The 15,346-nt window shown below is 27.1% G+C and carries 7 protein-coding genes and 2 tRNA genes; 2 read left to right on the forward strand and 7 right to left on the reverse strand.

The window, feature by feature from the left end; all coding sequences use genetic code 4:
• Nucleotides 1–15: 15 nt before the first annotated feature.
• The 5 genes from ACXYRN_RS02625 to ACXYRN_RS02645 all read right to left on the reverse strand — a co-directional run bounded on the left by ACXYRN_RS02625 (nt 16) and on the right by ACXYRN_RS02645 (nt 8,773).
• Nucleotides 16–750, reverse strand: coding sequence for a hypothetical protein (locus ACXYRN_RS02625; RefSeq protein ID WP_458607565.1), 735 nt, complete (start codon nt 748–750; stop codon nt 16–18).
• 23 nt (nt 751–773) lie between these two features.
• A complete protein-coding gene (locus ACXYRN_RS02630; RefSeq protein WP_458607566.1) occupies nt 774–4,931 on the reverse strand; it encodes a hypothetical protein in 4,158 nt (1,385 codons plus the stop codon).
• A 203-nt stretch (nt 4,932–5,134) separates the two neighbouring features.
• Nucleotides 5,135–6,211: an endonuclease gene (locus tag ACXYRN_RS02635; protein ID WP_458607567.1), complete on the reverse strand. Its 1,077-nt coding sequence runs from the start codon at nt 6,209–6,211 to the stop codon at nt 5,135–5,137.
• 9 nt (nt 6,212–6,220) lie between these two features.
• Complete coding sequence (locus ACXYRN_RS02640; RefSeq protein ID WP_458607568.1) at nt 6,221–7,789, reverse strand: endonuclease; 1,569 nt, start codon at nt 7,787–7,789, stop codon at nt 6,221–6,223.
• A 57-nt stretch (nt 7,790–7,846) separates the two neighbouring features.
• On the reverse strand, nt 7,847–8,773 hold the full coding sequence (locus ACXYRN_RS02645; protein ID WP_458607569.1) for an ROK family protein: 927 nt from the start codon (nt 8,771–8,773) through the stop codon (nt 7,847–7,849).
• A gap of 186 nt (nt 8,774–8,959) precedes the next feature.
• Between ACXYRN_RS02645 and ACXYRN_RS02650 the strand changes: the two genes are divergently transcribed.
• Nucleotides 8,960–9,045 (forward strand) — tRNA-Leu (locus ACXYRN_RS02650).
• Nucleotides 9,046–9,052: 7 nt separating this feature from the next.
• Nucleotides 9,053–9,128: transfer RNA gene (locus tag ACXYRN_RS02655), tRNA-Lys, on the forward strand.
• Between the two features lie 71 nt (nt 9,129–9,199).
• Here ACXYRN_RS02655 and ACXYRN_RS02660 read toward each other — a convergent pair.
• Together ACXYRN_RS02660 and ACXYRN_RS02665 are read right to left on the reverse strand one after the other, a co-directional pair.
• Nucleotides 9,200–10,030 (reverse strand): hypothetical protein, encoded by an 831-nt coding sequence (locus tag ACXYRN_RS02660; RefSeq protein ID WP_458607570.1) that lies wholly within the window; start codon nt 10,028–10,030, stop codon nt 9,200–9,202.
• A gap of 588 nt (nt 10,031–10,618) precedes the next feature.
• Nucleotides 10,619–15,277 carry a DUF4011 domain-containing protein gene (locus ACXYRN_RS02665; protein WP_458607571.1) on the reverse strand — a complete coding sequence of 1,553 codons (4,659 nt, stop codon included), beginning with the start codon at nt 15,275–15,277 and terminating at the stop codon, nt 10,619–10,621.
• Nucleotides 15,278–15,346: the final 69 nt, after the last annotated feature.

A 15,346-nucleotide genomic window follows, 5' to 3' on the forward strand; every position in this document is an offset into this window, starting at 1 on the left:
TTTAGCAGGTGTACTTTAAGCTTCGGATGATTGTCCTTGTGATTGCGCAGATGCTTGTGGTGTTGCTGTCTGTAAATCAGTTGAAGTTGCTCCTTGTGGACTTGATCCTGATGCTTCTGAAGTTTGGGTTGTTGTAGAAGCTCCTTGCTCTGTATGTTGTTCAGAACTACTATTTTCTGTATGAGTGGCTGAAGCAGTTTGTCCTGATGATGTTTGTGAACTACCCGAACTAGATGCATCTGTTTGTCCTTGAGAAGTTGTAGTTCCAGTAGTCGATGAACTAGCTGTTGATGATGGATTTGTTGCAGTTTGTGCTGATTCGCTTGATTCACTTTGTCCAGGTTGTGCAGCAGGAGTATTACTTGTTTGGTTGCTTGAAGCAGTTGAACCACCTGAGTTTGGAACTTGTGCAGTGGTATTATGACTGTTGTCCCCCCCTGTTGAAGCAGACGCACCATCTTCACTAGATTTTGGTGCAGTTTGGGTTTGTTGTTGACCTGCTGATTCGCCATTACCAGAAAGTGTGTTTTTTGATTCAGTTGGAGTTTTAGAGTTATTTTTGGTGTTTTCGGTTTGTGGTGACTTTGTTTGCTCACCATGTCCACTATCATTATCTGGTGTTTTTGCACTTTGGTTATTTTCTACCGGTGAACTAGGCTGATCGGTTGGCATTGGGTTTGCAGGAGGTGTTTGTTCTTTTGGTTTCTGTGTTTCTATTTGAGTATCTACTTTTGTTTTTAATTCTGTCAATTTAGTTAAATTAGTAGCAGAATTTAGTTCATTGGTAAATTCTGTTTTTTGTTATCATCTTTAACTTGTGCAATTAGTGTTTGCAATAATGTAGTAAATTTGATTTCTTGAACTACATCAAAAAGATTTTGTGCAGTTTGAGTATTAAGTTGACTAAGGAATTTTTCTTTATTAGGATTTTGGTCGTTTCAAGTTAACAATTCATCCAAAGCAGAATTTTTTTGCTCATTTAAAGCGCTTTGCACATCTGAATTAATTTGCATCAACTTACTTTGATCAAAATTTCTTGATTTTTGCATTTGATCAAGTTCTTTTTTGTTTGTTTCATAATTTGCATAACCAGTTGGTTGTAATGATTTACCTAATTCCAGTAATTTTGCTGTTTGTTTTGCTAAGTCAAAGTTTGAAAGCAACATTTCAAAAACTTGGTTATATCCTAAGTTAGAATGCACTAAATTATCTTTATCTGCATCAAAGTATTTTGAAATACTTTGGTAGTAATCTAATTTAAATTGACTATCATCTTTTAAAGTATCTGAAACAACTGATAATGCTGCGATTAAGAATACTTTTGATAAATTATTTCGATTAACTAATGAAGCATAAGAATCAATAAGAGATTTGATACTATCAAGTGTTAATAAATTATCTACATTTTTATCACGAATTAATGCCATAATCTTGCTTCGATCAGAAGCAAATTGCAATTGGGCTATTTGTGGTTTTAAATATGCTCATACACTACTACGATACATATTATCATATGCAAGTTTATCAACTTGGAATTTTAATGTCATTACATTATCTAAATATGAATTAACAAAGACTTTATCTTCTGTTTTATCTGATGCTAAAGCATTTTTATATTTATTTGTACTATTTGTATCACTAAGAGTAGTATATGTGTTTTTAAGAATTGTTGCTTGATTCTTAGTAGTTGCATCTTGAGTAGATGCTAAAACAGTAAGTCTATCATTAATTTCATTTAAGATAATTTCTACATATTTAACTTTGTTTGCTATAACATCTGTATTTGCTGATGCATTAGTTTGATCTTCATCTGCTGACTGTGTTGCTTGAGTTGGTTGCTGATTTTGCTGATTTTGTGTGTTTTCAGAAGTAGTATTTGTTGCAGGTGATGTAGAGGTTTGAGAGTTTTTTTGTTCATTATTACCTTGTCCTGCCCCAGCATTATTTGTAGCAGGCGTACTTGTAGCACCTTGTTTATCCTTAGTTTCGGTACTTGCTGCACCAGATTCAGTCATGTCTGATGGTTGTTTTGCATTTTCTGTTTGAGTTTTGTCTGCATTTATCTGTTTTTGTGAATTATCACTAGTTGTTTCTTTTGCTGCATCTTTTTTATCTGTTGAACCAGATGCTGCATTTGACCCTGCTGCTTGATCTTTTGTATTTTTAGTTGCATCAGTTTTGTTTTCAGTTGTTTTATTATTAGTTTTATCTTCTGATGAATTATGTTCATCTTTTGTAATAAATCCAGGTGTGCCTAATTTATTATAAAATAGCATATATTGAACTTTATCAATATTATGACGAATTGTGTATAAATCGGGTTCGTCTTCTAATTTTCCATCGACTGTTTTCTTATCAACTTTATTAACTTCATCAATTGCTGCTTGACCAAAAAGTTGTGCTAATTTTAAAAGGTATTCTTTTTGTGAATTTAAGAGTGCTTTTAAGGCTGCTGTTTGTGAAGTCGATTCGGTTGCTTGTGCAATTTGATATTGTAATTTAGCATAAGAACCAAAATTTACTATGGTTAAATCGTCTGCACTTGCTTTTGGAGCATTATTTTGTGATAATGATGCTTCATAGATAGTTGCAAGTTGAGTCAATCTACTTACAGCTGCTTGGATGCTAGATAAATTATCAGTGCTAATTTGTTTGATTCTATCAAACTCAACTTGCATCTTTGTTTTATCCGCATCGGATAGTTTATTAATTGATTCTTGTAATTGTGTTCTAATTTTGTTTTCAGTTTCTTTTAGTCTTAAAACTGATTGATATTTTGTTAAATTAACATAAGTAAAATTCTCTGGTAATTTTACCGCATTAGCAAAATTAGTTTTAAAATCATTTGATAAACCTGAATCATTTGCTTCTTTAATAATTTGTTCTTGATAAGTTTGTAATGATAAATGATATGTTACTTTTTGATGTAAGTTCTTAAAGTCATTTATAGTTGTTTTTGAATCAGTTGATGTAAGTTTGTTTAATTCAGATGTATATAGGTTTTTAACTTTTTCATCTGTAATTTTATTAATATCATCGGTTAAGGATTGCTTTTGTGCATCAAAACTGTTTTGTAAAGTAGTAAATAATGCTTGTTGTTTTGCTAAGGTATTTGCATAAAGAGCATTAAATTGGGTTTTTATAAAACTTGATTCATATGCATCTCCATCATACATTTTATAGGTTGCATCAACTAAATCTATGCGACGGTATGCAACTAAATCTGCTTCATCAAAGTTTGCTAAACGTGAAGCGATCAATCCTGTATGAGTCGCTACAAATAAATCAATGTATTTAGACATTACATTATTGTATAAAGTATTGTAATCATCATCGTTGCTGATTGTTGGAATATTCAATGAATCTAATGAAAGTGAAGGTAAGTATTTTTTAATGAAGTTGGTTAAACCTGCTTTTTTAGCAGCTAATCTTTTTGCTTCAAAGTCAGCAAGTGGTAATGATCTTAAATCATTTTCCATATGTGCTACGATAGAATTGAGCTCTTGTAAGTATGAAGCACCTATTTTTTCATCAAAATCTGATCCTAATTTACTTTCAAAATCTGTAATTTGTGATTGATATGAACTCTTTTGATCTCTGGTAAAAGTAGTTGCTTCAGTTAATAATGCATGTGCATATGATAATAATGGATTAATCATTGATTCACTCAATGGTTGCACAAGTGCATTATATTTATTTTGATATTCTTTGTTTTTTGCACTATCTTTAATTTGTTTAACTACACTTAAAATTAAGTCAAGTTTTTGTTGATTCATAGACGCTTCTGATTTGCGTTTTTCTTCGATGTATTTTAATACATTAAGAAAATCATTGATTGATTCAGAATTTAAAATCATCGCACGAGCAGTATTCTTACTTGCTTGATCAAAAAGACTTTCAGTCATCTCAGTTGCTTCAAGTAAATATCTAGATTTTCAATATAAAACTTCTGCATCAGTTACATTAGATTTGGTTAAGGTATCTTTTTGTTGCATTTTAAGTTGTAATTTTTGTAAATCTAGTTTAAATTCAATAACTTTTTGATTAAAGTATGCTTGATTAGCATATTTTTGATTATTTAAATATTCACTTGATTTATCAAGGTTGAATTTAAAGTTAGCAAACTGTGTATCAATTGCGATATTAATACGCGATAATACATCATCTAATGCAGATGAAGATGCAGTTAAAGCAGCAATAGTTTGATCTTTTACTTTTGTTAAATTGTTTTCATTTGTTGGTTTAAACTTAAGTACATCCAAATTGATAGTCTGTAACAATGCATCTAATAAAGTTGTTTTTCCTTCGATATTCAGCTTCTTATCATCAGCTTGTTTGGTAAAGTTTTCACTGTAAAACAATTTATCTAATAAATTAAGTGGTTGGTTGAATTTAGGAATAAAATTAGAAGTGTAAAGTCCTAATAATTTACCTTCGCTATAAATTCCATCTTTATGTAACAAACTTTCACTTAGGGTTTTAGAACTTTCAACTAACTGGTGTAATTTATCAACAACTGCTTTAGTTTCTTGTGCATCCTGATTTTTAACAGCATTAATTTGTGAGTTAACATTATCTAATTGAAACTTAATTTTAGCATCAAATTCTGCCTGAATAAAATCGTTGGCTTGCTTAAATAAATCTAATACTTTACGATATGAAGCATCAGAATATTGTAATGGGATTTTATGAAATTCTTCAACTAATAAATTACGATTAGCAACAGTTTGGATCTTTGGTACTACTGCTAAAAAATCATTAACTGCTTTTTCATACTTCGCTTGTGCTTCCTTGTTAGTTTTAACACCTGATGTAGCAACAGCAATTGTTAATGCTGCAGTAGCAGTTGCAGCAGCAAAAGCAACTATAAATGCTTGTTTTCCTACACGATGCTTTCTTTCTTTTTCACTGTGAGTATTTTTTTCACTCATATAAACTCCTATATAACTACCAATAAGGTATATTTAATATTTTAATATCTTAAATTATATTATTATATGTAAAAAAATACAATAAATAATCTGTGTTTTTAAATGTTGTGTTTTATCTGTTTTTGTATTTATATTTTTTGCGAAAATATGATTTTTATAAATTTGCAATTAGTAAATTTAAAAAATACCAAAAAATACAACTACTACTCTTTGATTACAGCATTATCGCCGTTTGAAACTAAAATACCTTTATCATTAAATGTGTCTGGCATTGCACCAAAAAGATTTGCGGGAAGGTTTGGATAATCTATAAATGGATTTCTAAATTGGTATTTTTTGAAAATTTCATTATTTCGGTTAATATCTACAGCATCAACTGGATCTTGCATATCTCACTTTAAAAGTGTATGTAAAAAATCATCTTTGATATAAGGAAAATTACTTATAAATAAATTATTAGATGCATCTGAATAAATATTTTTTTCATAATACATTAAAATAAAATATAACACACTACGAGCCACATCACCTTTAAATTTATCAATCACTTCAAACACCATTTGTCCTTTGTTATTTGTTCCAAGTTTTGACCCGTTCTTAAAGGTAAAAGTTACATTTTTTACTTCTCCAAAAGGAAAATTACCCCTTTTAGAGTTTACAAATGTATCTAATGGTCAAGTTACAAATGGATCGGGTTGCATCGGATCATCGCTTGAGTATCATTTTTCTGGTATTAAATGTCCACGCATTTGTGCAGTATTTTCAGATGATGAGTTAGCATTTTCTACAAAAGTTTGTTTTGAAGCAAAATTAGTTTTATCTGGTTGAGCTGTAAAAATATCTAAAATACTTCCATCTTTTTTATAATATAAATCTTTATATGCTCTAGATTCATTGTAAAAAGTTTTTAATGCTTCATATATAACTGAACCGTGTAAAATACCAGCCCGAATTCCGTGATGATGCATTTCTAATGCTCTTCATAAATCCATACCTTTTTTACCATCTGCAGATGCATAATAATTAGATGGTTTATAAACTAAATTACTTGTATCCGTCAAATTAATTGGACTTCTATCTTCTTCTGTTGTCACTGGGTTTGTTTTAGAACCTGGATTTGTTGTTTTATCAGCAGATTGTCCTGATGTAGTAGTTTGATTATCGTCTTTATCACCAGACTTTTTATCCACCTTACTCGGATGTGATGCACAACTGGTTGCTATTGCAGCTGCAGCAGGGATAAAAAATGATAATGATAATAATTTCTTATTAAATTTCATATACTTCCTTTATGAATTTAGTATCTCGGATGAACCATTTGATACTAAAATTCCTTTGTTTATAAATGGTTTAGGATTTTTTGAAAATAAATTTTCAAAAAGGTTGGGATAATCGATAAAAGGATTTCTTAATCCATAAACTCGATATGTTTCGTTATTTCGATTGATATCAAAAGCATCGACAGGGTCTTTAGTATCTCAATTTAAATAAGTTTGCAAAAAGTGTGCTTTAATATTAGGAAATGTTTGAGTGAATATATTAGTTTCTTTATGATAAATACTGTTATCATGGTAAATTGTAATAAAATATAAATAACTTCGTGCTACATCCCCTTTAAAAGTATCAATTACTTCAAAAACTTTTTGACCTAGAATGTTTGTCCCTAATTTTGAACCATTTTTAGTTGTTAATTCTACATTTTTTACATTATCATGTGGAAAATCAGCACGCTCTGAATTTACTTTGATATCAGTTGGTCATACAAAATTCGGATCAGAACGCATTGGTAGATTTTTATTAAACCAGCTTTGTGGTATTAAATGCTCACGATTTGTACCTTTTCCTTCGGTATTAGCAGAGTCTCCACCTTGATAACTTTTATATTCATAAGGATCTTTACCGTTTGGATTTTCTGAATAAATATCCAATAAAGAATTATCTTTTTCATAATATAAATCTATGAATGCTTTTGAATCCTTATAAAATTCAGGTAATTTCTTATATGAATCTTTATTTTTTAATTCATTTAAATGTGTTTTTTGCAGCTTGCTTAGGGCTTCTCAAAGTGCTTTTCCACTTTTTCCATTTGCTGCTTGATAATAATTATCTGATTTATATTTTAAATTTGATATATCAACTGGATTTGGGATTTGGATATTAATTTCTTGTTTTGGTTGTATCTGAACTGGTGTTGAATCTGCTTGTGTAGTTTGTTTTTGCACTTCAAAAACTATAGAAAAAGTATTATCTGAAAGTAATGTAACTTTTCCTTTGGAAATTTTAGCAACTTTAAAAAATAATTTAAATTGATTATTTTCAGCTGTATATCTTAAATAATCATTTGGTTTTTCGTTATTTTCTTGCTTTGGTTGTTGATCATTTACCATATTATATGTTTTATCTATATTGACATCAAAAATATTCCTTAAACTACGATCCCCAAGGTTTTTTCAGTTTAATGACTCATCTTTATTAAGTTTGATAATTTTCTTATTTTTCCAATCATAAACAATTTTTAAATCACTCGTAGCAACTTCATTTAATAAATCTTGCTTAAGCAATGAAACCATATCTAAATGACTTGAAACAAAGTTATCTAATTCATTACCACTAAAATTTCCTGATTCAGATTGGATCTTAGGAATCTTATTTTCTGTCTTTGGTTGCTGTTTATTCATGGGATTTTGAGGGGTTTGTTGTTTTTGGCCTCCTGATTCCTTAGGGATGCTTATTTCAGATGGTTTTTGTGAATTTTTGTCTGTTTTTTCTTGTGTAGAATTACTTTGACTATTGCAACTTGTTGCTATTAGGGTAGTAACTGACACAATAGTTAAAAAAGGTAATAAAAATTTCTTCATAATTCTCCTTATTACATCTTAATTATAAACTTTTATAAGCAGATGTGATTGTTTTGATTAATTATCCATATTATTTCGCATTTTAGTTAAATAATATAGACCGATTAATGCAGAATCATCACCGTGTTGATCAAAGATAAGTTTGACATCTTTAAAATGATTAGGATCACTAATTAATTTTGCTTTTTCAAATGCATCTGTTACAAAATCTTTTTGAGCAAGTGCTAAACTTCCGCCAATATAAAAATCATGTGGAGCCAACAAAGCAGCACAAGTAGCAAAAATATTAGTTAATACATCAGACGCTTCTTTAATTAAATTCATGGCTTTAGCATCGTTATTTTTAGCTAATTCAAACACCTCTTTTGCTGAATTTGCTATTAATAATGCTTTTGCCTTGGTTTCAATACCACTACCTGAACAATGTAACTCTAATGCATAAGGATTTTTAAGACGATGTTCTTGATAAAAACTGATTTTGCTTGCAGGTAGTTGGGCAATTTCTTGTGCATAATAATCACGTCCATGATAAATTTTATTATCTATAATCAGTCCTGCACCAAAACCTGTACTGATAGTAAAAAATTGACTTATTTTATCTGAATTAAATCCATTTGCTTTTACATGATTTGCTAAGGCCATAACATTTGCATCATTTTCAAAAACAATATCAGAAAGTGTGCGTGTTTGCATAAGATAACTTCTTACATCAAAATTTACTCAACTACCTGCTAAGTTAGGACTCTTTAAAACAATACCATTTTGATAATCAGATGGTCCCGGAATGCATAAAGCAAGATATTTAATTTCATATTTTTTAATTTGTTCGATTATTCAATCACAAGTTTTTTCTGCTGATAGATAATCAGTTTGTGTTTTGCTCTTTTTGATAATGTTTCCATATTTATCAAATACAGCAAAGCGAGTATTGGTTCCGCCAATATCAACAGCAGCATATTCAGAATTTTGTAAATGTTCTTTCATATTTTAATTTTACTTCATTTATTTTAGATATTTAAAAGTTTCTTTTAAATATCATAAAATTCTTTATTTGCTTAAAAATATGTGAAAAACTGCATTGTAAATTAATAGTGTTCATAAGAAAAATAAATAAAATAAAAATTATGTTATTATTCTTTTGTGCTATAATTTATAAGCAATTAACGAATTGCCCAGGTGGCGGAATGGTAGACGCAAGGGACTTAAAATCCCTCGGTCGCAAGACCGTGCTGGTTCAAGTCCAGTCTTGGGCACCAGGATTGTGCGTCCTTAGCTCAGCAGGTAGAGCAAATGGCTTTTAACCATTGGGTCAGAGGTTCGAATCCTCTAGGACGTACCATTTCAAGTAATTGACCAAAGGCCTTTGGTCTTTTTTTTATACAAAAATATGTCTAAACCTATATTCTAGACTTAAACATATTTATTTAGATGCGATAATATTATTTTTTTAATTTTAGGTATACTTTCAAATCATTGTTCATCAATGAATATATATGAATATTTAATATGTTTTAAAAGATGTTTTAAAAGTCTACCAACCTTTTGCTGATCTAAATAATTTTTATTTATTAAGTTCATAAATTCAGTATTTATTAGTTCGTTTTGTCTTCTTTGACTTTGCTGTATATCTTTACTATTAATAACATTCAAACGGTTATTTTTAATAATTTCTGGATTTTTAAGAATAATAAAAGCTAAAGTTGTTTTGGGTTGTGAATTTAGAATAAAATTCATCAGTGGTTTATACCATATGTATCATAAAAATTTTTGTTTTTGGTTAAAAAACTGCATTTTTTCAAGCACATTATGAGCAATAAGTTCTTCAATTAAATGTCGATCAATTGCAGAACAATCATATTTTTGCATCATCTGCTGTTGTCTAAGTCGATCAGTAAAAAAAGTTCATTGATACTTAAAAGCATTATCTTTTAAATCTTTTAAACATTCATTATATGGTTTTATTATTTTACTGCGATCATTTAGAATTTTAAAATTATTAGCATTTCAAAAATCATCTAATTTTGCTATTAAAGTTGATTTTCCTGAAGCTCCCATACCGATAAATGCTATTGAAAGTTGCTTGTTTTTACTAATAAAAAATAAATATAAATAAATAATTTGATATATTAAAATTAAAATTATTTTTGATATATCTACTATTTTTAAAGAATAAAAAATAATTGCAAAAATACTAGATAAAAATGTTAATATATATGAAAATCTGATTCCAAAAATTAACATCAAAATAAAGATAATATAAATGCTTTCTGATATACTAAAAATTACTTTCGAGACTATATCATAGGTAAAAAAGTAATTTTTTGAAGTATTTTTAAACCAAAAACTTAAAAAATAAGTTAAATTAAAAATTAGAATAAATAAAATTATTAAAAATAAAATAGAAATAATATTTAACCGATAATATATAAATTTATTTCCTTTATTAGTTTTATTCCATCTTATTAATTGTTTTAACATTGATAAAGTTAGAATAATAAAAGTTATTAAAGTAGTAAATAAGTTAATATAATTTTTATAAATTAAATGGAAAATACAATTAATAACAAAATAAATAATAAAGTATATAAACGATAAAATATTCCTTTTAGCACTATTATATAGTGCTAAAAGATAAATGATGCTACTTAGAGCATAAATTATTAAAATAATTAATTCATAACTGTTATTATATATTTGTATTTGTCTTAATATGATATTATATAGCATTAAAAACACTATAATTGGATAAAAAAACAAAATGATTCATAAATGTCTTTTCAACATAATAAAATTATAATAGTTTTAAAAAGTTGTATAAATAAAAGCAAGTTAATTTGCTTTTACCAGTTTATAATGCTCATTCGATATTTCTTGAAGTAGTTGGTTATCAATCATTTTATCAATTACTGATTTTATTTTATTTTTAGTATTCACGGTTAATGCTTTATTGTTAGTTCGTGAAAGAATTTCAGTGCTAATACCTTTAAAATCAAACACATTAGCATATTTAAATAGTGTCAAAATTAAATGTTGAAGTTCATTATTATGAATTTCATTTATCGGTCTGCGTTCATCATCTTCATCTGATTGTCTAAAGATGAATTTAAAATTTTCTGAATCAGGATAAACAAATTCATCAGAATCTAAAATCAAATTATATCTATTTATTATAGACTGAGCAAAATCCTTTACTTTATTTGTTGTAGAATTTTCTTCTAATAAAATTTTTACGAAGGCAAGGAATTTATTGAATGTTAATGCTCCTGATTTTTCAAAAATTTTTAGCAATATTTCCTTACATTTTAATTTATTTCTCAAGCTAGAATGTAAATTAAATTCTACTTTATAGTGTCTTGCACTTTTTTGTATTGGTCAATATTTTTCAAAAATTTCAACATTAGGAATTTTATTTTCTTTTAAATATGTATTTACTAATGATTCTTGATGGACATTATTTGCTATTTTAGGTATACCTGTTTCTTGTTGCGATTGATTTGTTTTTGACATTTCTAATTCTTTTAATTTATTTAATATTTTTTGAACTTCACGATCCGGATTATTAAATCAATCAGTAGACCAGATGCGATGGATTATCCAACCACGTGTTTCTAAGACTTGTTGCCTTAAGCGATCTCTATCACGAGTTGATTTAGAAGAATGATATAAAGCCCCATCACATTCTATACCTAAAATAAACTTGTTTGTTTTAGGATTTACAATTCCTAAATCAATTCGATACCCTGAAACTCCGACTTGGGTGCGAACCATCAAGCCTTGCATTATTAGTTTATCATATACTTGTTTTTCAAAACCTGAATCAAAATGTATACTTACATCACCATTATTACTATCGTTATCACTTAGATTAGAAATACCAAATTCTGCATTTTTAATAAATTGCTCTAAGATTTTTATCCCACGACTTTCACTACGGAATCAGTCTATTTGCGAACTTGTAAAATTAGAAATTATATGCATTCCAATTTTAGAACGAGTTATTGCAACATTTAAACGTTTATAACCTGAATTACTTCGATTTATTGCACCAAAACTTGTTCCAAAACGATCCTTTGAAATTCTTTTTGCTTCAATTATGAAGATAACAATATCTCTTTCATCTCCTTGAACTCCATCAATGCTTTTAACAAAAAATGGTTCATCTTTATTTTTTTCAAAGAAATAAGCTAATTCAGGATTGCTTTCTCTAAATTTTTCAATTTCTCTTTCAACTTTATCTAAGATATTAACATTAAATACAACAATACCTACAGAATACTTATCTCTATGAGTTTCAATAATATCTTTAAGAAGTTTTTTAGTTTCTTCAATTAATACAAAAATATCTTCTTTTTTATTAAAAGTATCATTTTCTGCATAAATAAAGTTTAATCCCTCAAATTTTTTAGGGTTTCTTGAGTTAGGAAAGGTTATTAAATCTCTATAAATCATTTGATTTGATGTATGAATTAGTTCTTCGAATTTTGAACGGTAATGTCATTTTAGTCTTATTGAATCATATCTAGAAGCAACAAAATCAAGTAACGAGTCGTAACCAGATGAAATATCTTCACTTTCTTCATCAATATAAGTTTCGGATATGAGTTGTTTTTCAAAGAAGTCAGAAGCAGGCATTTGTTCTTGATCACCAACTATTATAGCTTGTTTAGCACGAAAAAGTGAACAAATTGCTTTTTCAGGTTTTATTTGAGAAGCTTCATCAAAAATCACTGTATCAAATTCAAAATCAATATCTTTAAATAAATTTGATACCATTAAGGGTGATAATAATAAACAGGGTTTTACATCTAATATAAAGTTATATACTTTTTCAAAGATTTTCTTAAAAGGTAAAAAATTTCTCTTCTTTTGACTTTCTGCTTTAATTATTCTATATTCAGGGTTATTTTTAGATAAACTGAGTTTATAACTTAAATATTCATCATTTTTTTGTTTAACTTTTTGCTTTGAAAATGAAAGACATTCGATTTCTTTTTCACGTAATATATCAAGGTGTGTAGATAGAAATTGTGCTTGATTTGTTTTTACTTCATTTCATAATATATTTTGAATTAATATTTGATAATTTTTGCGTAAATAAATTTCTTGAAAATAATTTGTTATTTTGTTATTAATAATTGCATTTACAAATGAATCTAAGTTTATATATTTAAGTTCACTTATAGCTCAATTTAATTCAATATATGGTTCCAATGTATCATAAAAATTTTTTTGTAATGTTTGTATTTTTGATATTAATTGTTGGTAATCATAATTAGCATAATCAATTTGTTTTTTATCAAAAAATGAGATAAAGAGGTTTCAATTTGAATAAAATTTTTCAAAATCATTAATCATCTGATTAATATATGATAGGTTAGTCAAAAAAGAAATATAACCATTACTTTCTGTATCATTAAATTCAATAATTTTATCAAAGACATCAATTAATTCATTTAGTTTGTCAACATCATCTATAACAGATACACCTAACTTATTTCAAATTTCTTTTATATCTAAATTATTTTTTAAATATTGTGCAACCTTTTTGTATAAATTTGAAATCCCTTTATCTTGCTTAGATAAAACTTTAAACGATGACTTTTTAAGTAATTTTTTAGCGTATTTTCATGCTGATGAAAATATTCTAGTTCATGAGTTTTCTATGCTAGGTATTTTACTATTAATTTCTTGTATCTTAATTTGTTGTATTACATTAACATCAACAAAATGCTCAATAAATTCATCTAATAACTTGTTATTTTCACTTTTCTTATTAAATATGGTTTTTAAATTATCCTTAATTTGTATAAATTCTGCATAGTTTGCAAATTTATATAATTCAATGTTATATTTTGTATATAAATTAAGTTGAATAAATATTTTTTGAAAATTGTCAATAAAAATATTTGAAGGTTTTAATAAAATATTATTAAAATATTCATTAATATTAACAAAATTGTTAATAAGGTTTCAAATACTCTCTTTTAATGATTGATATATTTGTTGGTTTTTTTGATTTATATTTAAACCATATCATACCGATGCTTGCATATCAAAATTTAATTCTTTATATGCTTTATAAAAACTATCTATTTTTTCAAGAATATTCTCATGTTCATAAAGTGACAATTCTGAGAAATTTCCTGTATAAAATTCTATATCAGGATAGTTTTCTAACTTATAATATTCAGAAATATATTCATATAAATTTAAGTTTTGTGGTTTTCTTTTTTTAATGAGTATTTCACCATATGCATCTAAAACATTTTTACTATTATTGTGTTGTGCTAATAATGCATTAGTTTTTTCACTATCTAATTCATAAAATTTTGAATCTTCTATCGATGTTATTATATCATTAAGTATTTTCCTTTTATCAAGATCGCCATCGTGAATTGCAACTACATATTTTTCTAAACCTATTTTTTTAAGATTATTAAATACAACCTGCAATGCTGTATTCTTTTCTGCTACAAATAGTACTTTTTTATTTCTTGCAATTAACTCAGTAATAATGTTAGTAATTGTTTGTGATTTTCCTGTCCCAGGAGGTCCTTGTAAAACAAATGATTTACCTTTAATAGCATTTTGAATCGCTACTTCTTGAGATGAATCAGCATCTAGTCCACGATATTCTGTATTAACATCAATATGTGAATTAATATTATCAGAATTAATGGAACTAATATCATAATTACTTAAATCTCCTTTACCTTGAAATCCTTGGTAAAAATTACTTTCAGTAATTTTTTGACTATTCTTTTGGATATCTTCATATATAACAATCTTAGTGAAATCAAATGTGGAAATATAGCAATAATCAATAATTTTTCATCTTGTATCGTTCGGATATGAAGTCAATATTTTAGAACTGAGTTCTTGGTATTGGGTATATAAATCCAAATTCTCATCAAAATTTCACTCCACAAGGATACCAAACTCTTCTTTCAATTTTAAAAAAAGTGATTCATTTATTATTACATTACTTGTGTCTGTAAATTCAATCTTTAAGATATTTTCTTGTTTTTTTAATGTAATTGGAATAAATAAAAGCGGTGAATAATGGAATACATCAGAGTTTGAATCTTCATATCATTTTAATAACCCAATAGTAAAATAAAGAATATCAATAGAATATTCGTTTTTAAAGCTTTCGACTTTTTTATAAATGTTTTTTAATCTTGCATCAATTTCTTCGGTTTCAGAATTTGTATAAAAAATATTCGACTTAGTGTTATATTGTATTTGTGAAGATTCGTCAATTGTTTTTATTTTGAATACTTTATTTTCTGTGTTTTGAAAAATGGATAAAATTTCTTGAAAGGTCGGATTAATAATTTGAATTTGTTGTTTATTTTTAGTTTTAAAATTTGTACTTTCACCTAGTGGATCAACTTTAAAAGTTATTGCGTTATTTCTGTTCGATAAATCCAATAATTTTTGTTGTCATTTCCTAAGATTAACATCAATATCAGTTTGATTTTTCATAAATATTATTATAGTTTTTTTTTTTTTTTTTGCGAAATAGAAAATAACCTATCTAAGTGATAGGTTATT

The organism is Mycoplasma sp. 4423 (assembly GCF_054353855.1).